Genomic DNA, 17,984 nt, shown 5'->3' with positions numbered 1-17,984 from the left:
CCCGCTCCCCCTGCCTGCCCCCCGGCGCCAACGGCGCCGTTGGCCAGTCGACGTTCGGAAGAGACTTCCGTGGGGCTGGCTGTAAAAACGACCGATTACCGCCCTTATGCATGGGCCGGCTCGGATGCAAACCCCTGGATTCACTTGGAAACGATGGTGCCACCCCTTGGCACGAGGGTCGCAATGGGCAACCCCCCGTAGCGTCATCGCGATCCCCCAACCAGATCTCTTTTTCCCCGAGAGACACCATGCAGGCTTCCAACTCCTTCTCCTCCCCTGATTCGCTCTCCACCTACCTGTCGGAGATCAACCAGTACCCGCTGCTCACCCAGCCGCAGGAGCAGGAGCTGTCGAAGCGCTTCCGCGCGGGGGACCTGGCCGCGGGCCACCAGTTGGTGACGGCGAACCTCCGCTTCGTGGTGAAGGTGGCCTACGAGTACCGCTCCTACGGCCTGAAGATGTCGGACCTCATCCAGGAGGCGAACATCGGCCTGATGAAGGCCGTGCAGAAGTTCGATCCGGACAAGGGCATCCGCCTCATCTCCTACGCCGTCTGGTGGATTCGCGCGTACATCCAGAACTGCATCCTGAAGAACTGGAGCCTGGTGAAGCTGGGCACCACGCAGGCGCAGCGCCGCCTCTTCTTCAGCCTGGCCCGCACGCGCCGCGAGCTGGAGAAGATGGGCGCCGGCGACGCGAACGTCGTCAACGCCGAGGAGATTGCGCGCAAGCTGAACGTAAAGGCCTCCGAGGTGCGCGAGATGGAGCAGCGCATGGGCGGCCGTGATTTGTCCCTGGACGCGCCCATGGGCGAGGACGGCGACGCCACGCACCTGGACTTCGTGGAGTCCGAGTCCGTCTCCGCGGTGGACGAGGTCGCCGACCGGCAGCAGGCCAACCTCACCCGCGAGCTCGTGCAGCGCGCCCTGCGCCGCCTGGACCCGCGCGAGCGCTTCATCATCGAGCAGCGCGTCATGGGTGACGCGGAGATGACGCTCAGCGAGCTGGGCGAGCACTTCGGCTTCTCCCGCGAGCGCGCCCGTCAACTGGAGATTCGGGCGAAGGACAAGCTCAAGCTCGCGCTGGCCACGCTGATGGCCGAGGCCGGCGTCGACGAGAGCACGCTCAACGCCTGAGCCTCACACCTTCCTGGGGAAGACGACGGCGCTCCAGCCCGGCCCGGCTGGAGCGCCGCATTCCCGTACCGGCTCGTCATGGAACGGGCTCACCCCACCCGCTCGAAGCGAATGTCGGCGTGCTGGTCATCCGCGGCGGCGAAGGCGAGCAGCCGCCCGCCCTCGTCGCTCAGCGCGGCGCGCTCCTCGCGCGACAGCCGCGCGAAGGGCGTGATGCACAAGGTCGCGGTGCCGCGCGCACGTTCGATGCGCCAGGTTCCTCGAACGAAGCCATCGACGAGGAGGGTGGCGCGTACGATGCCGTTGAGGGTGAAGACTCGCTTGCGGGCGGCATCGGAGATGATGCGCGTGCGGTCCGCGTGGGCCAGCAGCACGCTGTCGAATTCGGACAGGAAGCGGACGGGCGCGGGCGTGTCCGGGTCGGGCCTCCGGGCATTCGGGATGTCGAACAGCTCGACGCCGTGCTCGTCACGGAAGGCGCGCAGCTCAGGCCTCAACCGCTCCAGGACAGCGCCCATGCGTGACAGGCCCGACCAGGCCTGCAGGTCCTTGGCGCTCGCGGGGCCAAACGCGGCGAGGTAGCGCATCACCAGCGCGTCTGGCGGCGCGGCGGGCTCGAAGCGCTGGCCGAGCCAGGACTCGGCGGTGGCGTACACCATCCGCTCGCCATGGCCCCACGTTCCACTGGGTGGCACCGTCACGAGCGGCTCCAGGCACGAGAAGCCCAGGCTCAGGGCGTTCGCATCATGGCCGGGCCACTTCGCCTGGAGCCGCTGGCCCAGCTCGCCCCGGGGGCTGGGACGTGCCTCCAGCAGCGCCCGCCCCTCCGCCACCAGCGCCTGGACCTCCACGCCCGCCAACTGCTTGGCATGGGAGGAGTGCTTCAACCCCCTGTCCAGCGCGGGCTGCAGCACGGGGCGCAGCGCGAGGCAGTCACGCGCGGTCACCAGGTGCAACGTCCCGCGCATCATCCCGGCGCGCACCACCTGGCGCTCGGTGATGAGCCGGGTCAGCGCCTCTTGCTGGAAGCCGTTCAGCCGCGTCCACAATGCGCCGTAGGGAGGATGGGTGGCCTGGGCTTGAAGCCCCACCAGGTGTTCCAGAGCCTCCATCACGCCCGCCCGGGAGCGCTGCAACAGCCACTGACGCTGGAGCAGGGCCCGGTTGAGGGCCCGCTGTCCCAGGACCTGGGCCGGCAGCCTCCGCCGCCGCGAGGCGGCACGGACCGGCGGCGCGCTTCCTGAGTCCTTCGTGGGTGAAGGCACTGGACTCAGCCCCCCTTCCCTCCCTGCCTTGCTGGAGCGTCCACGTTTGACACCCGCGGGGACGAGCATCGGCAACATCATCAAGAAGGGAATCATGTCGGGTGGCACCTGGGGGTGGGATGCGAACGCCCCTGGGTCGGGAGAACCCAAGGGGCTTCGTAGACGCCATCCTGCGACCCGCCCCTGACAGTCCTATGTCAGGAATGTACAACCCACCGGGCCCGGCTCAGCGCCGCGACAGGCCGTGGAGCGCCATCACGAGGTGCTCGAAGGTGCGCCCGGGCAACAGGCGCTTCGACACCAGGCCGACGCGCTGCGACAGGCGACCCACGGAGTAGCGCACGTCCACGCGCTGCCGCTCCACCAGGGCCAGGAGCTTCCGGGCGACGTGCTCGGGAGGAACGCCCGCGCCTTCTCCTGACTCCACCAGGTTCATGACGCGCTCGAAGGCCTCCTGGTAGGCGGACCCGGGACCGGAGTGCCGGGCGCGTTGCCGGTACTCGCGCACGCGCGTGAGGACATCCCCGGGCTGCAGCAGCGTGGCCTCGATGCCGAAGGCGGCGACTTCCTGCCGGAGGCTCTCCGTCATTCCCTCCAGGGCGAACTTGCTGGCGCTGTAGAGCCCCTGGAAGGGAAGCCCGGCGGCGCCGCCCATGGAGCTGATGTTGACGATGAGGCCCGACCGCTGCGCGCGCATCGTGGGAAGCACCGCCCGGCAGACGCGCAGCGCGCCGAAGAAGTTGGTGTCCATCTGCCGCTGGGCTTCTTCGACGGACACGTCCTCCACGGCGCCGGCCATCACGAAGCCCGCGCAGTTCACCACCACGTCGAGCCGGCCCTCGGCCGCGAGCACCGACGCCACCGCGTGCTGAACGGAATCTTCATCCGTGACGTCCAACACGGCCATCCGGTGGTGGGCACCATCCGCGCGGGGATGGCGGCTGGTACCATGGACGGCGTGGCCATGTGCCCCCAGGAGCTCCGCGCAGGCCTGACCGATGCCAGAGGATGCGCCAGTGATGAGGACCACCTTGCGTCGCGACTTGCTCATGCGTGTTCCTGCCCAGGCTCGTGACGAGCATCGACGTGGGAGCGCATAGTGAACCTCATCGAGCCCTGTGTCCTGGCGGGTGCGGTGGTGGGCACCCTCACCGGAGCCGTCCTGGGATTTCCCCATGGCCTGCTGTGGGGACTGGGCGGCATGGCGGCCGGCTTCGTCGGCGGCGTGCTCGTACTGCCCTTCGTCATCCTCTTCCTCGTCATGGCCGGAATGGCGCTGTTCTTCTGGCCGCGCCACCTGCTCAGGCAGCTCCGGGGCACGCAACCCGGGGCGGATGACGCGCCGCGAGCACACGGCGAACACTGACGCGTCTGTCTTTTCGAATCGCCGAGTCCTCGCTTATGAGGCCGGCTCATATGATTTCCACAGACAGTGTGCATTTCCGCCGTCGAAGTTCCTCCAATGTCATGGGCTTCCCATCGCCGCGCATGAAGTCGCTCCTGGCGTTGATGCTCCTGTGCCTGGCCCCCGTCACCTGGGGCTGTGGTGGTTCGGAGCCGTCGCCCTCCCCCAGACCCGATGCGGGCACCCAGCGGCCGGACGCGGGGGCATCGACGAACGACGCGGGCACCGATGCCGGGACGGAGGACCCCGACGCGGGAGAGCCACCTCCAGGCTTCACGCTCCAAACCGCGTCCGAAGTGACACTCCGGTTCATCCCGGAGGCAAGCACGGAGCTGAACGTCACCATCACCCGCGAGCCCACGTTCACCGATGCCGTGCACCTCTCCATCGAGGGGCTTCCCGAGCATGTGCACGTGACCACCGACGTCATCACCGCCACGGAGTCCGAAGCCACGCTCTCGCTCGCCGCCCAGGAGTTCGCCCGCTACGGCAGTGTGCCCGTAACGCTGGTCGCGAGCGGCGGAGGGGTTCGCGTCGAGCATCCCCTGAACCTCGTCATCCGGCCCGGCCCGGCGGCGCTGGACACCTCGTTCGGCGGCAATGGCGTGGCGATGCCGGCCTTCGGCCACCCGGAGGTGCGCATCCACGCCCTGGCGGCGCAGCCGGACGGCAAGTGGATCCTGGCGGGCGCCACGGGCTCCACCGGCCTGCGCGACGTCCTGGTGGCACGTCTGCTCCCGAACGGGACGTTGGACCCCGCCTTTGGCACCCAGGGCACCGTCACCCTGGACGTCTGTGGCGGCGATGACTACGTGGACGCCGTCACCGTGCTGTCCGACGGGCGAATCCTCGTCGCGGGGGGCGCCATCGCGGGTCCTGGGAGCTGCTCGGGGAGGCAGTACCAGAGCCTGCTCTTCGCCCGGTACACCTCGGCGGGCGACCTGGACACCACCTTTGGCGACACGGGGGTGCGTACCTTCCAGATTTCCGCGGGCAACGCCACGCTGCATGCCGTCACGGTGGATTCGAGGGGGCGCATCGTCGGTGCCGGCACCGTGCAGCACGATGACCTGGACTTCGTCATCATGCGCCTGACGCCCACGGGCGCCGCCGATACGACCTTCAGCTCGGATGGACTGGCCTGGGATGACCTGGGCGCAGACGAGGACGGCCTGGCCGTTGTCACCCTGGCCGACGACCGCATCGTGGTGGCGGGAACCACGAATGCCAGCCGCAATCGCATGGCCTTGCGGCGCTACAACGTCAACGGCACGCCCGACTCGAGCTTCACGTACCGCAGCACGTCGGATTGGCCTCGCCTCACCCCCCGGACCCTGCATCTGCTGGACGGGGGCAAGTTGCTGGTGGGCGGCAGCGCGCGGTGGAATGCGGGCACCGATTCCCCCAACACCGGCGCGGTGACAAGGGTCCACGCAAGCGGCAGCCCTGATACGAGCTTCGGCTGGGATGGCGATAGCGTCACCCACTGGTCCGCGCCAGGAGTCCAGCAGGAGCGGCTGGTGGGCACGGGCATCCTGCATGGCGGCGAGCTGGTCCTGGCGGTGGCCAGCACCATCGACGGTGTCACGGATGGCATTGGACTCATCCACCTGACCGCGGACGGGAAGACCGCCCTGCGCGCCCATCGCACCAACCTGCCGGGCGCCGAGGTTGCCCTCGCCGCCGCGCTCGACACCGATGGCTCGATGTGCGTGGCGGGCCTCCGCGCCGACGAAGGCTCGTCCACCACGGCGCCCTTCGCGGCACGCTTCTGGCCCCACCGCTAAGCGGGGCGCCAGGGCCCCAAGCCCATGCGCTGGAGAATGACGTCCACCTCCTCGCGGGTGGACGTCGCATGCGACAGGACGGCCGGACGCATCCGGCCCTCACTCATGTCGCGCGCCCTTCCTGGCGCTGCCGCGCTCGGGCTTGCGGAGCTCCCGCTCCAGGGCATCCAGCCGGTCATTCCAGAAGCGCTCGTAGAAACGCAGCCAGTCGGCCGCTCCGGCCAGCGGCGCCGGCGCGAGACTGCACCGATGCGTGCGCCCCTCCACCGACCTGTTCACCAACCCCGCACGCTCCAGCGTCTTGACGTGCTTGGAAGCACCCGCGAAGGACATGCTGAACGGCGCCGCCAGTTCGCCAATGCTCCTCGGCCCCGAGGACAGGCTGCGCAGCATCTCCCGCCGCGTCGGGTCGGAAAGCGCGTGGAAGACCGCGTCGAGCTGCTCGGAACGTTGCTGAACCATGGGGGTGACCATAACGACCTCCGCCCTAAATCAAACCACCCAGTTAAACAACATGCCAGAGGGGTGGGCAGGCGGGCAGCAGAAGGCGCTCACGAACTACCCGCCCCTCGCGCTACGGCCGCGTCCCCAGGACCAGGCCAGAAGCACCAGCGGAATCAGGCCGGGGTTTCCGCCCCCTGCCGCCGCGCACCCGCCCTGCGCTGTTGCATCCCGCGGCTCGGAGCAAGGCAGCCACAGCCGGCACGCCGAGCCCGCCTTCACACAGGGATGCTCACCCTGCGCGCCGGTGCAGGCAGGCCCGAAGTGGCCCGCCTCGAGCCCCGCCACCGCGCAACTCCGGGTGCCGTCCGCCCGCGCGACACACGCCATGCCCACGGGGCAGTCCGCATGCGCACGGCACCACTGCGCGCAGGCGTCCACGTCCGGGTCCACCAGCGTCCGGACGGGCGCGCCTCGTGAGGCGTCCTCGATGGCGACCTGGATGAAGTCCGCGTGCACGTCGACGCGACTGTTCGTCCCCGTGGTGCAGGTGAGGTCACCAAACGAAGTCACGCCGACCAGGCGCTCGAGGCCATCCTGTTCGATGAACACCGGGCCACCGCTGTCCCCGCCGCACGACATCGCTGGCGCCGCTTCGATGGAGAAGGCGTCCGCTTCAACCGACGTGATTCGGGACAGGCCGCCCCGGCGCAGGCCCGAGCCGCCCTCCCCGTCCGCGCCAAAGCCCACCACCCGCGCCAGCCGCCCCACGCCGTCAGCGGGAAACGCCCGCGCCGCCCAGGCCAGCGGAGCGACCGGCGCATCGCTGGCGAGAATCAACACGCCCAGGTCACTCACGCCCGGGCGCCACGCGGGATGGAGCCGGCCCTCCACCACGCGGATGCGCTGCGCGGCGGAGGCACGGGCTGTCTCCGCGGCGAACACCACCGAGAGCACCCGCGGAGCATCCGCGTTCTCCACGCAGTGCGCCGCCGTCAGTACCACCCGAGGCGCCACCAGCGTGCCCGTGCAGAGCACGCGCGCCGCCTCGTCAGGCTCCCCGCAGAAGGGTGAGACGGGAACGATGGCGGCCACCGCGGGGAAGCCCGGCTCGGGCGCTCCGCCCACCACGGCCCGCCGCGCCGGGGTGAGCGTCTCCGGGGAGACGGGGACGACAGAAGGACCGCACGCGCCCGCCGCCAGCAGGAGTCCCACGGCGGCGGACGTGATGTCACTCGCTGTCGAAGTCGCCCTGCGGAACGTCCGTGGCGACGCCCGCGACATCCCAGTACTTCCACTCACCCGTCTTCTCCCCCTTCTCGTACTGGCCCTGCACGGCCAGCGCGCCATGGGGGTGCCACTCCGAATAAGCGCCCTGCGAGCGATGCCCCGCCAGCGTCCCTTCCGCCCACTTCGAGCCATCCGAGCGCCAGGCGGTCCACTTCACCGGGCCGGAGCCGGGCGAATGGAGCTCCTCGCGGTTCTTCTGGCCCTCCTCGTAGTAGAGGGTCCACAGGCCCTGCTTGAGCCCGCCACGATAGTCACCTTCGAACTGCTTCACGCCGTCCTCGAAGTAGCTGACCCAGCGGCCCTCCATCTTCCCGTCGACGTAGGTGCCTTCCGTCTTCAGCGCCCCGGTGGCGTGCCACTCCGCCCAACGGCCGTGCTTCTTCCCGTCAGGCCGGGCACACCACTGGAGGACCCCGTCGGGCGGCGCGCGGCCCTGGAGCTGCGCGCCATCAGGACAAGGCCCGGAAGCCCGGCTGCAGCCCAGGGCCATCCCCGCGACGAGCACCAGCACCGCACCTGTCAGCGCGCGCTTCTTCAACTGCACGAACCCACGCCGCTGCAGCTGCAGTTGTTGCGCGCGAACGAGTAATCATCCGACGCCGCCGCGAAGCTGCCCAGGCCGTAGTCGTGCTTGGCGCAGTCCTGCGTGTAGGCCGTGCTGCCCACGCAACGCGGCAGGCTGGTGACGCCGCAGCCCTGCCCGCACCGGCCCTTGCAGCCGTTGCCCGAGCCGCCGGTGCAGCCGCAGCCCATGCCCGCCGTGCGGTAGTAGCCAGAGCCGATGTACTGCCGGCCGCAGGAGCAGGAGATGTGCGTCCAGCCGCGCTCGGACACGTACTCGTACGCCGTGAGGACCTCGCCCACGGGGACGATTTGCATGAAGCTCGTCTGGCGCTCGGCGGCGTCCTCGACGCGGGTGCGGCCCTCTTCGGGGAGCTCGCGGGCAAGCCCCTCCATCAGCGACGCGAGCAGGTGCGAATGGGCCGCGTCCAGCGGGCTGCCCGACGGCATGAACTGACCTACGCCCTGATTGAAGTCGATGTGGAACCCGATGACGGGGTCGCCAAAGTCGTACGTCACCTCGACGACGTTGGCCTGCGTCTCCACCGCGAGCATCCGCACCACCGCGCCCCCGGAGCCGTACGTGGCCTCCAGCGTCGTCGCGTCGTGCTGGAGGACCTTGAAGCCCTCCTGCGCGACGGGCTGTTCAGGCGGCGCGCCGGAACAGCCCACCACGACCGCCAGCGACAGGGCACAGATCAGCAGGCTTTTCATGTCTTTCTCGATTCTAGGGCGTGAAATTCTCAGCGCCCGAGAATCTAGAAACATGCGCACATGGGCGTCAACGCGCTTACCCTGAAATCAATACCATCCCGGCTTAGGCTCGGCCCCCCGGCGACGGACGCCGGTCTCAGGAGAGTCCCATGCCCCAGAATCGCGCAACCCTGATGTGCATTGCCGCCCTGCTGATGGCTGGCTGTGGTGGAGCCATGGACGAAGCCACGGCGGAGCCTGCCACGACGGAGTCCGCGTCCCAGGCGCTCTACCCGGAGTACGACCCGGACATCCACTGCCTGGTCTCGTCCCAGTACGTGTCCTGCGGCAGCGGTCCGACGATGTACGCCTACTACAGCCCGGACTGGGGCTACTACATCAACCGCGACGTCTGTGGGCGCAACGGGCCGCTCATCTGTCCGCTGTACTGATTCACAGGACGGGCATCCATCCCTGGCGCGGGCGGTGCTATCAAGCACCGCACCATGCCTGAAACGCCCCCTTCCCTGTTCGATGCGGTGCCCGCGGAGATGGACTTTCCTTCCGACGAGCGCCGCATCCAGGCCTTCTGGAAGGACCGCCGCATCTTCGAGCGCTCGCTCGAAACGCGTGAGGATGCTCCCAGCTTCGTCTTCTACGAGGGCCCGCCGACCGCCAACGGCCTGCCGCACAACGGCCACGTCCTCACGCGCGTCATCAAGGACCTGTTCCCCCGCTACAAGACGATGACGGGCCACTACGTCCCCCGCAAGGCCGGCTGGGACACCCACGGCCTGCCCGTGGAGGTGGAGGTCGAGAAGGAACTGCGCATCCACGGCAAGGCGGAGATTGAGCGCTACGGCGTGGAGCCCTTCACCGAGCGCTGCATCGAATCCGTCTTCCGCTACACCTCCGAGTGGGAGCGGCTCACCGAGCGCATCGGCTTCTGGGTGGACCTGAATCAGGCCTACGTCACCTACCACCGTCCGTTCGTGGAGAGCGTGTGGTGGGCGCTGGCGGAGCTGCACCGCAAGGGCCTGCTGTACCAGGGCCACAAGGTGGTGTGGTGGTGGCCGCAGGGCGGCACCGCGCTGAGCGCCGCGGAGGTGGGCCTGGGCTACAAGACGGTGGACGACCCGAGCGTCTACGTCGCCTTCCCGCTGCGCGACACGCCGGACACCGCGCTGGTGGTGTGGACGACCACGCCCTGGACGCTGCCGTCCAACATGTACGCGGCCGTCAACCCGGGCGTGGACTACGTCACCGTGGACGCGGGCGAGCGCAAGCTCATCGTCGCCGCGGCGCTGCGCGAGGCGCTGGCGAAGAAGCTCAAGCAGGACCTGCCGGTGCTCGCCACGCAGAAGGGCAGCGACCTGGTGGGCCAGCGCTACCAGCCGCCCTTCGACCTCTACCACCAGCGCGCGGGCGACACGCGGCTACCGCTGAAGGACGGCGGTGAGGACGTGCAGGCCTGGCGCGTGCTGGGCGCGGACTTCGTGACGCTCGACAGCGGCACGGGCATCGTCCACATCGCCCCGGCTTTTGGCGAGGACGACTACGAGGCCTTCCGCAAGGACAAGGCCCGCTTCGCCCAGCCGGAAGCGCTGGAGCTGTTCTGCGCGGTGAAGCCGGACGGCACCTTCTCCGACGACGTGCCGCTCGTCGCGGGGCGCTTCGTGAAGGAGGCGGACAAGGACATCCAGCGCCACCTGAAGGAGCGCGGACTGGTCCTCTTCACGGAGCAGTACAAGCACGAGTACCCCTTCTGCTGGCGCGCGGACGACGACCCGCTCATCCAGTTCGCCCGGCCCGCCTGGTACATCCGCACCACGTCCGTGAAGGACGAGGCGATTGCCAACAACCGCGCCGTCAACTGGGTGCCCGAGCACATCAAGGAAGGCCGCTTCGGCGACTTCCTGGCCAACAACGTGGACTGGGCCCTGTCGCGCGAGCGCTACTGGGGCACGCCGCTGCCGCTGTGGGTGCACTCGGAGACGGGTGAGGTGGAGGCCATCCCCTCACTCCAGGCGCTGCGCGAGAAGCCGGGCAACAACGTGGCCGCCGTGGAGGCGGAGCTGAATGCCTTCCTCGCGGGTAAGCCCCACGAGGCCAACGCCAGGCACCTCATCGTCCACAAGCCGTGGATCGACAAGGTGACGTTCGAGAAGCCCGGCACCCCGGGGCGCTTCCAGCGTGTGCCCGAGGTCGTCGACGTGTGGTTCGACTCCGGTTGCATGCCCTTCGCGCAGTGGGGCTTCCCGCACGCGCCGGGCTCGCGGGAGATCTTCAACCGCGCCTTCCCCGCGGACTTCATCTCCGAGGCCATCGACCAGACGCGTGGCTGGTTCTACTCGCTGCTGATGGTGAGCACGCTCCTCTTCGACGAGGAGACGCAGGCGCGCATGGGCCTGTCACCCCAGCGCGGCTGGCCGCAGCCGTACAAGAGCTGCATCGTGCTGGGCCACGTCTCCGACAAGGAGGGCCGCAAGGAGTCCAAGTCCAAGGGCAACTACACGCCGCCGGAAATCATCCTGGACGAAGTGCGCATGGACTTCGCGGTCCTGACGGCCACGGAGGCCGGCGTTCCGGGGGAGCCGGGCGTGGCGCTCATCGCTCGCGAGGACCTGGAGGGCCTGGACATCCAGGAGGGCGCCAAGGTGCAGCTCTTCCGGCCAGACCGTCCGGACAGGGTCATCACCGCGACGGTGAAGGCGCACAAGAAGCTCAAGCGCCGCGTGCTGTTGCTGGCGCCCACTGACCTGCAGACGCTGGACGTGGCGCCCTCCGCGAGGGGCGCCAGTGTCATGCCGGTGGAGGTGCCCCGGTTGGCGCCTTCCGAGCGCGTGGTGCTGAAGGACCCCGCCGCCAAGGCGCCGGGCGCGGACGCGTTCCGCTGGTTCTTCTACGCGGCGAGCCCCACCTGGTCGAACACGCGGCACTCGCTGAGCAACGTGCGGCTGTTGCAGAAGGACTTCCAGGTCAAGCTGCGCAACGTCTACTCGTTCTTCACCATCTACGCGAACATCGACGGCTTCAACCCCGCGGCCGGCAACCCGGACGCGTCCGACTCGCCGTGGGAAGCCATCCGCCGCAGCCAGGGCTGGCGTGAGGTGAAGGCGCGGCCGGTGCTGGACCGCTGGATTCTGTCCGAGGTCCACCTCACCCTGCGCGACGTCACCCGCGCGCTGGACACCTACCAGGTCTACGACGCGGCCCAGCGGATGGTGGCGCTGGTGGACGCGCTGTCCAACTGGTACCTGCGCCGCAGCCGGTCGCGCTTCTGGGCGCCGGGCTTCGAACAGGACAAGCAGGACGCGTACTTCACGCTCTACGAGGCGCTCACCACCATTGCCTCGCTGTCCGCGCCCTTCATCCCCTTCTTCGCCGATGAGATGTGGGGCAACCTGGTGCGCAAGCCCTGGCCCACCACGCAGCCGGAGAGCGTCCACCTGGCGCGCTTCCCCTCCGTGGATGCGTCCCTCATCGACGAGGGGCTCGCGGCGGAGATGGGCGCGGTGAGGGACCTGGTCTCCCTGGGCCTCAAGGTGCGCACGGACAACCGCCTCAAGGTGCGCCAGCCGCTGTCGCGCGCGGACGTCATCCTGGCGCGCAAGGAGCTGACGGACCGCGTGGCGATGTACCGCGACCTCATCGCGGACGAGCTGAACGTCCACGAGGTGCGCTTCGTGGAGCCGGGCAGCCCGGAAGCGGACGTGGTGCGCTTCCGCGTCCGGCCCAACCTGCGCGCGGTGGGCGGACGACTGGGCCCCAAGCTGGCCCCGGTGCGCAAGGCCTTCGACACGGGTGACGGCGCCGCGCTGCACCGCGAGTTGCTCCAGACGGGCCGCGTGGCCATGACGGTGGCCGGCGAGGACCTCGTCTTCACCGCCGAGGAGCTGGAGACGCTGGTGGAGGCCAACCCCGGCTACGCCGCCGCGGGCATGGGCGTGGGCGTGGTGGTGCTCCACACCGAGCTGACCGAGTCCCTGGTGGATGAGGGCCTGGTGCGCGAGCTGCTCGCCCGCGTGCAGGGCGCGCGCAAGGACATGGAGCTGGGCTACACCGACCGCATCCAGCTCTGGGTGGACGGCGACGCGCGCGTGAAGCGCGTGACGGACGAAGCGCGGGAGCTGATCGCGCGGGAGACGCTGGCCTCCAGCATCCTCGTGGGCCCCGAGGGCCTCACCGGCCAGGAAGAAGAAGCCAGCATCAACGGCCTGCCCGCGCGCATCCGCGTGGAACGGGCCTGAGCCGCGAAAAACACGGGCTGCCTCATCCCCGCGATGAGGCAGCCCGCAAGTCACGGCACCCCGGCGCGGCCCTTCCCACGTGAAAAAGGGCCGTGCCAGCCTTCACTCAGCTCGCGGTGAAGGTCGTGTCGTTCCGGTACAGCAACGGCTGGGTCCCGTTGGAAGCGATGGCGCAGAACCGCTTTCCCGTTGCCAGCTTCATGGCGTCATCCCCCGGCCTCGAACATTTCAATATTTACTGCTTTCACTCGATTACTAAAACCTGAGACAGGCTGTCAATCAAGACCCAGCCCCCTGCCCGCCACGACGACCAGATGCGCTTCTTCCTTGCCGGAGCCGCGCGAAGCCCCGTCCCGCTCCGTCAGGACTGAGCGGTGGGACGGACGATGATTTCGTTCACGTCCACGTCGTCGGGTTGCTCGATGGCGAAGGCGATGCTCCGCGCAATGGCCTCGGGCGGAATCGCCACCCGCCGGTATTCGCGCATGCCCTCGCGCGCGACCGGGTCGGAGATGGAGTCGGCGAGCTCGGACGTCGTCACACCCGGTGAAATGACGGTGACCCGGATGTCACCGCCAACCTCCTGCCGCAGTCCCTCGGAGATGGCGATGACGGCGTACTTCGTCGCGCAATACACGGCGCCCGTGGGCACCACCAGGTGGCCACCAATTGAGGAGAGATTGATGAACTGGCCGGAGCGCTGCGCCTGCATGATGGGCAGCCCCGCGGCGATGCCGTGCAGGACGCCGCGGATGTTGACGTCAATCATCCGGTCCCACTCCTCGACCTTGAGCGCCTCCAACTTCGACAGCGGCATCACGCCCGCGTTGTTGATGATGACGTCGATGCGGCCATGCTCGGCGCGGACGAAGCCCATGAAGGACTCGACGTCGTCCCGCTTCGTGACGTCCAGCTTCCGGTAGCGCGCGGAGCCGCCCTCCGCGCGGATGGCAGACACCAGGGTTTCGAGCCGGTCCGTCCGGCGCGCGCCCAAGACGACGCGCGCCCCACGCTTCGCGAGCAGGCGAGCCGTCGCCTCCCCGATTCCGCTGCTCGCTCCGGTGATGGCAATGACCTTCCCTTCAATTCCAGACATATGGATGCGCCTCGTGACCGCGGAGTGGATGACCGCAATCTGTGCGCTGGCGCCGCTGAAGCGAGATGCCGATGCTGCCGGGTTCTTGCCCAATCCTGCACGAACGGGTGAATCCTCTGGCCCGGAGGCACGGGCCGAAACCGCTCCTCCACACGATGGGGGCACGCCCCTCCCCCCATCTCCGGCCGAGCTGGCACACCTGAGGGAGAGGCACACGCCCGCGGACGGCATCCACGCGACCGCCATCCCGCGCGTGCTCCGGGTTCGCGCCTCCCGGCCGAGCAAGCCCCTGCATGTCTTGCACGAACCTGCGGCTCCAGGAGGCCCGGCGACTCATGCTGGGACGGGCGCTGGACGCGGCCTCGGCGGGGCACTTTGTGGGCGATGAGAGCCCCTCGCAGTCCAGCCGGGAGTACAGCCACCTGTTTGGCGCGCCGCCCTCGCGAGACAGCTCCCGGCCGCGGAGCACGCTCCAGGGCCAGGCACCGGTCCGGCAGGCCAATGCGTCAACTTGACGCACACGCCACTGCCATCGCCGGGATATGACGTGCGGGTGTCCACCGCGCCGACTCACCCCGAGGCGCCGTCGCCTGACGTCCTGTCCTCGCCCCCGCGCTCCGCCTTCCGACGCTCCACCGGGGACATGGCGGCGCGGCTGTCCTCCAGCGACATCGCGCTCGGGTGGCTGGTCCGCCTGCGCTGGCACGCCGTCGCCGGACAAGCGCTGACGGTGGGCGTCGCCGTCCGAGTGCTGGAGCTGGCGCTGCCCGTGGCGCCCCTGCTGGCCCTGGTGGCCACGACGGCGGTGTCCAACCTGCTCCTCGCGCTCTGGCTCCGCCGCGAGCCCGAGGTCCGTCCCGGCCTGCTGGGCGCCGTGCTCGCGTTCGACACCGCGTTGCTGACGGGGCTGCTCGCGCTGTCCGGTGGCCCGGCCAACCCGTTCGCCATGCTGTATCTCGTCCACGTGACGCTGGCGGCCATCGTGCTGGGCCCCCGCTGGACGGCGCTCATCGCGATACTGTCGGTGCTGGGCTCGACCAGCCTCTTCGCCTGCCACGTCCCACTGCCCGACACAGTGAACCCGCCGGGCAGCCACGGCCTGGAGTCGCTCCACGTCGTGGGCATGTGGGTCGCCTTCACGCTGACGGCGCTCATCATCGGCTTCGTCGTCGCCCGCGTGGCCGCCGCGCTGAGAGACCGGCATGCCGCGCTGGCGCGCACGCAGCGACTGGCGGCGCGCGCGGAGAAGCTGGCGTCGCTGTCCACGCTGGCGGCCGGCGCGGCGCACGAGCTGGGCACGCCGCTGGGCACCATCGCCATCGCGGCCAACGAACTGGACGCGCTCATCCTGGAGGCGCCCCAGGAAGCGCTGGAGGACGCCCGCCTCATTCGGGACGAGGTGGAGCGCTGCCGGGACATCCTGGAGCGCATGAGCGCCCGCGCTGGACAGACGATGGGCGAGGTCCCCGAACGGACGACGCCGAGCGACGTGCTCGCCCGCCTCCGGGAACAACTGGGCACCGCCGACCAGGCGCGCCTCCAACTCGAGCCCGGCCCGGACGTGCCCTTCTGGTGCCCCGTGCGAGGACTGGTGCAGGTCCTGACGAACCTGGTGCGCAACGGGCTGCATGCCAGCGAGGCCACCGGAGCGAACGTCGTGGTGTCCGCGCACCGCGAGGAGGACCGCCTGCGCTTCATCGTGGAGGACCACGGCACCGGAATCCCGCGCGCGCTGCTGCCCCGGCTGGGCGAGCCCTTCTTCACCACCAAGCCCGCGGGACAGGGCATGGGACTGGGCCTGTTCCTCACCCAGACGTACGCCGAGCTGTGTGGAGGCCGCCTGGAGCTCAGCTCCGAGGAGGGACAGGGAACGCGCGTGACGCTGGAGCTGCCCTTGAGGAAGGAGTCGTCCGATGCCACCAGGTGAAGCCCCCGCCACGGTGCTCGTCACCGACGACGACGAGCGATTCCGAGAGCGGCTGGTGCGCGCCTTCGTGCGGCACGGCTTCCAGGCTCACGGCGCGGCCAGCGCGCAAGCGGCGCTCGAGGCCGCGCGGACGTTGCGTCCGGGTTACGCCGTCGTCGACCTGCGCCTGCCCGACGGCTCCGGCCTGGAGTTGGTGCGCGAGCTGAAGGCCCTGGACGCGAGCACCACCGTCGTGGTGCTGACGGGCTACGGCAGCATCGCCACGGCGGTGGAGGCCGTCCGGCGAGGCGCCACGCACTACCTGGCCAAGCCCGCGGACGTGGACGACATCCTGCTGGCCTTCGCCGGCGCCACCCTCCCCTCCGGGCAGGAGGCCGCGCTCACCCACGAGGTGCCCTCCCTGGCGCGCGCGGAGTGGGAGCACATCCAGCGCGTGCTCGCCGACTGTGGGGGCAACATCTCCCAGGCCGCCCGGTTGCTGCGCATCCAGCGGCGGAGCCTGCAACGCAAGCTGTCCAAGTACCCCGTTCCCAAGTGAGCCCCGGGGTGCGTCAGCAAGACGCACGAAACGCGGCGCCCGAGCCGGTAGGGTGGAAGGTGTCAGGAGGCCCGATGTCCCCACCACGCGCGAGTGCGCTGCTGCTCACCCTCATGGTGTCCGCCGGAGGCTGCACCAAGACGCCCACCGAGGAGGGCGTGAAGGAAGCCAACGGCAGCATCCAGTGCCAGACGCTCCAGCACCTGGCCTGCACGGGACTCTACGGCGAAGGCGGCGCCGGGTGGGCGACCCGGGCGATTCCCCCCGAGGTGCGCCCCTACGAGCCCGGCCTCCAGCTCTGGAGCGACGGCCTGGACAAGACGCGCTTCATCTACCTGCCGCCCGGCACGAAGGTGGACACGTCCAAGAGCGACGAGTGGCGCTTCCCCGTGGGCACGAAGCTCTGGAAGGAGTTCAGTTGGAAGGGGCGGCCCATCGAGACGCGCTTCCTCTGGAAGCGCCCGGACGGGAGCTGGCTGCGGACCACCTACCGCTGGAGCGACGACGGGAAGACGGCGCTCGAGTTGACCAGCGGCGAGAAGGACGTGCCCGGCACGGAGGGCTACGAAATCCCCAGCCAGCAGGACTGCCAGTCCTGCCACCGAGGGCGTGGCGACGAGGTGCTCGGCTTCGAGGCCGTCGCGCTGGCCCACGACGGCGCGCGGGGCCTCACGCTGGCGAAGCTGGTGGAGGAGGGACGCCTGAGTCACCCGCCCGCCCAGGTGCCCCGCATTCCTGGCACGCCGGTGGAACAGGCCGCCCTGGGCTACCTGCACATGAACTGCGGCGTGTCATGCCACAGCGCCAACCGCATGGCGCTGGGCAACAGCTCCGGCCTGCACCTGCGCCTGGAAGCGGGCGAGCTCGGCTCCGTGCAGGAGACGGACACCTGGCGCACGTCCGTGAATGTGAAGGCGCTCATGCAGACGTCGGGCTTCTTCGGGAAGACCTCGCAGCGCGTCGCGCCGGGTGACGTCAAGCACAGCTCGCTGCTCTACCGGATGGGGCAGCGCGGGGACTTCATGCAAATGCCCCCCCTGGGCACCCGCGTGGTGGATGAACAGGGCCGGGCGCTCATCCAGCGCTGGATTGAAGCGATGCCCGTGAAGAAGGGGGGGTAGGCGCCGTGCTCTACTCGCTGGTGTTGCTCCTCCACTCCTGGCTGCGCTGGGCGGTGGTGGTGCTGGGAGTGCTCGCACTCGTGAGGGCACTGATGGGCTGGGCGCGAGCCCGTGACTGGACGCCCGGCGACCGGCGGCTCCAGGTCTTCTTCGTCTCCGCCTTCGATACCCAGATGCTGCTGGGGATGACGCTCTACTTCTCGCTCAGCCCCGTCACGCCCCGGAGCCTGGACGCGCTGCGGATGAGCATGTCCATCGGCCACCTGCGCTTCTTCAGCCTGGAGCACCCGCTGCTGATGCTCCTGGCCCTCACGGCCGCGCACGCCACCTCCGCGATGACGCGGCGGGAGGCGCCCGCTCCATCCAAGCACCGCACCTGGGCGGTGGGGCTCCTGCTGGCCATGCTGTTCGTCGCACTGGCGATTCCCTGGCCCGGCTTGTCCCACGGACGGCCCCTGCTCCGGGGCTTCTAGC

17 protein-coding genes are annotated in these 17,984 nt (G+C 69.6%); 10 read left to right on the top strand and 7 right to left on the bottom strand.

The genetic code is table 11. The annotated features are described in order from the left end of the window. Window positions 1-248 precede the first annotated feature (248 nt). Complete coding sequence (locus tag FL344_RS30420) at window positions 249-1,136, top strand: RNA polymerase factor sigma-32 (protein ID WP_090493462.1); 888 nt, start codon at window positions 249-251, stop codon at window positions 1,134-1,136. A gap of 89 nt (window positions 1,137-1,225) precedes the next feature. Here the strand turns inward: FL344_RS30420 and FL344_RS30415 are convergent, their stop codons facing one another. Together FL344_RS30415 and FL344_RS30410 are read right to left on the bottom strand one after the other, a co-directional pair. Beyond that, a complete protein-coding gene (locus FL344_RS30415) occupies window positions 1,226-2,497 on the bottom strand; it encodes a winged helix DNA-binding domain-containing protein (protein ID WP_228565489.1) in 1,272 nt (423 codons plus the stop codon). A gap of 130 nt (window positions 2,498-2,627) precedes the next feature. Beyond that, the gene (locus FL344_RS30410; RefSeq protein ID WP_141620989.1) at window positions 2,628-3,452 is read right to left on the bottom strand and encodes an SDR family oxidoreductase; all 825 of its coding nucleotides are present in this window, start codon (window positions 3,450-3,452) and stop codon (window positions 2,628-2,630) included. A 48-nt stretch (window positions 3,453-3,500) separates the two neighbouring features. Here FL344_RS30410 and FL344_RS30405 point away from each other — a divergent pair, with 48 nt between their 5' ends. Then, window positions 3,501-3,767, top strand: coding sequence for a hypothetical protein (locus FL344_RS30405; RefSeq protein ID WP_141620988.1), 267 nt, complete (start codon window positions 3,501-3,503; stop codon window positions 3,765-3,767). A 101-nt stretch (window positions 3,768-3,868) separates the two neighbouring features. Next, window positions 3,869-5,593: a hypothetical protein gene (locus FL344_RS30400; RefSeq protein WP_305021781.1), complete on the top strand. Its 1,725-nt coding sequence runs from the start codon at window positions 3,869-3,871 to the stop codon at window positions 5,591-5,593. 99 nt (window positions 5,594-5,692) lie between these two features. Here FL344_RS30400 and FL344_RS30395 read toward each other — a convergent pair whose 3' ends face one another. From FL344_RS30395 to FL344_RS30380, 4 genes are all read right to left on the bottom strand, one after another. Continuing rightward, window positions 5,693-6,067 carry a helix-turn-helix transcriptional regulator gene (locus FL344_RS30395; protein WP_011556159.1) on the bottom strand — a complete coding sequence of 125 codons (375 nt, stop codon included), beginning with the start codon at window positions 6,065-6,067 and terminating at the stop codon, window positions 5,693-5,695. 84 nt (window positions 6,068-6,151) lie between these two features. After that, window positions 6,152-7,249 carry a trypsin-like serine protease gene (locus FL344_RS30390; protein ID WP_194863310.1) on the bottom strand — a complete coding sequence of 366 codons (1,098 nt, stop codon included), beginning with the start codon at window positions 7,247-7,249 and terminating at the stop codon, window positions 6,152-6,154. Window positions 7,250-7,265: 16 nt separating this feature from the next. After that, the gene (locus FL344_RS30385; protein ID WP_141620985.1) at window positions 7,266-7,868 is read right to left on the bottom strand and encodes a toxin-antitoxin system YwqK family antitoxin; all 603 of its coding nucleotides are present in this window, start codon (window positions 7,866-7,868) and stop codon (window positions 7,266-7,268) included. Next, window positions 7,859-8,599: a hypothetical protein gene (locus tag FL344_RS30380; RefSeq protein ID WP_141620984.1), complete on the bottom strand. Its 741-nt coding sequence runs from the start codon at window positions 8,597-8,599 to the stop codon at window positions 7,859-7,861. Before FL344_RS30380 ends, FL344_RS30385 begins: the two co-directional genes overlap by 10 nt. A gap of 149 nt (window positions 8,600-8,748) precedes the next feature. Here FL344_RS30380 and FL344_RS30375 point away from each other — a divergent pair, with 149 nt between their 5' ends. Continuing rightward, entirely contained in the window at window positions 8,749-9,030 is a 282-nt protein-coding gene (locus FL344_RS30375) for a hypothetical protein (RefSeq protein ID WP_141620983.1), read from the top strand. A 54-nt stretch (window positions 9,031-9,084) separates the two neighbouring features. Further along, window positions 9,085-12,828: an isoleucine--tRNA ligase gene (gene ileS, locus FL344_RS30370; RefSeq protein ID WP_141620982.1), complete on the top strand. Its 3,744-nt coding sequence runs from the start codon at window positions 9,085-9,087 to the stop codon at window positions 12,826-12,828. Between the two features lie 361 nt (window positions 12,829-13,189). On the opposite strand, the gene FL344_RS30365 is transcribed toward ileS, so the two are convergent. Beyond that, window positions 13,190-13,924, bottom strand: coding sequence for an SDR family oxidoreductase (locus FL344_RS30365; RefSeq protein ID WP_141620981.1), 735 nt, complete (start codon window positions 13,922-13,924; stop codon window positions 13,190-13,192). 293 nt (window positions 13,925-14,217) lie between these two features. Between FL344_RS30365 and FL344_RS30360 the strand changes: the two genes are divergently transcribed. The 5 genes from FL344_RS30360 to FL344_RS30340 all read left to right on the top strand — a co-directional run bounded on the left by FL344_RS30360 (window position 14,218) and on the right by FL344_RS30340 (window position 17,983). Beyond that, window positions 14,218-14,439, top strand: coding sequence for a hypothetical protein (locus FL344_RS30360; protein ID WP_305021780.1), 222 nt, complete (start codon window positions 14,218-14,220; stop codon window positions 14,437-14,439). A gap of 38 nt (window positions 14,440-14,477) precedes the next feature. Continuing rightward, complete coding sequence (locus FL344_RS30355) at window positions 14,478-15,851, top strand: ATP-binding protein (protein ID WP_141620994.1); 1,374 nt, start codon at window positions 14,478-14,480, stop codon at window positions 15,849-15,851. Then, window positions 15,838-16,389 carry a response regulator transcription factor gene (locus FL344_RS30350; RefSeq protein WP_090493487.1) on the top strand — a complete coding sequence of 184 codons (552 nt, stop codon included), beginning with the start codon at window positions 15,838-15,840 and terminating at the stop codon, window positions 16,387-16,389. The genes FL344_RS30355 and FL344_RS30350 overlap by 14 nt, the downstream gene beginning before the upstream one ends. 74 nt (window positions 16,390-16,463) lie before the next feature. Continuing rightward, a complete protein-coding gene (locus tag FL344_RS30345; protein ID WP_305021779.1) occupies window positions 16,464-17,510 on the top strand; it encodes a hypothetical protein in 1,047 nt (348 codons plus the stop codon). Window positions 17,511-17,515: 5 nt separating this feature from the next. Next, window positions 17,516-17,983 carry a hypothetical protein gene (locus tag FL344_RS30340; protein WP_141593652.1) on the top strand — a complete coding sequence of 156 codons (468 nt, stop codon included), beginning with the start codon at window positions 17,516-17,518 and terminating at the stop codon, window positions 17,981-17,983. Window position 17,984: the final 1 nt, after the last annotated feature.

The sequence above is a fragment of the Myxococcus sp. AB036A genome, assembly GCF_006547355.1.
Classification (GTDB): domain Bacteria; phylum Myxococcota; class Myxococcia; order Myxococcales; family Myxococcaceae; genus Myxococcus; species Myxococcus virescens.
Note: the sequence above shows the minus strand (reverse complement) of the source record. Positions and strands in the feature narration are given on the sequence as shown.

Coding starts and splice junctions, on each gene's coding strand:
- FL344_RS30420 (WP_090493462.1), top strand. CDS start 249: ATGCAGGCTTCCAACTCCTTCTCCTCCCCTGATTCGCTCTCCACCTAC.
- FL344_RS30415 (WP_228565489.1), bottom strand. CDS start 2,497: ATGATTCCCTTCTTGATGATGTTGCCGATGCTCGTCCCCGCGGGTGTC.
- FL344_RS30410 (WP_141620989.1), bottom strand. CDS start 3,452: ATGAGCAAGTCGCGACGCAAGGTGGTCCTCATCACTGGCGCATCCTCT.
- FL344_RS30400 (WP_305021781.1), top strand. CDS start 3,869: ATGGGCTTCCCATCGCCGCGCATGAAGTCGCTCCTGGCGTTGATGCTC.
- FL344_RS30395 (WP_011556159.1), bottom strand. CDS start 6,067: ATGGTCACCCCCATGGTTCAGCAACGTTCCGAGCAGCTCGACGCGGTC.
- FL344_RS30380 (WP_141620984.1), bottom strand. CDS start 8,599: ATGAAAAGCCTGCTGATCTGTGCCCTGTCGCTGGCGGTCGTGGTGGGC.
- FL344_RS30375 (WP_141620983.1), top strand. CDS start 8,749: ATGCCCCAGAATCGCGCAACCCTGATGTGCATTGCCGCCCTGCTGATG.
- ileS (WP_141620982.1), top strand. CDS start 9,085: ATGCCTGAAACGCCCCCTTCCCTGTTCGATGCGGTGCCCGCGGAGATG.
- FL344_RS30365 (WP_141620981.1), bottom strand. CDS start 13,924: ATGTCTGGAATTGAAGGGAAGGTCATTGCCATCACCGGAGCGAGCAGC.
- FL344_RS30360 (WP_305021780.1), top strand. CDS start 14,218: ATGTCTTGCACGAACCTGCGGCTCCAGGAGGCCCGGCGACTCATGCTG.
- FL344_RS30350 (WP_090493487.1), top strand. CDS start 15,838: ATGCCACCAGGTGAAGCCCCCGCCACGGTGCTCGTCACCGACGACGAC.
- FL344_RS30345 (WP_305021779.1), top strand. CDS start 16,464: ATGTCCCCACCACGCGCGAGTGCGCTGCTGCTCACCCTCATGGTGTCC.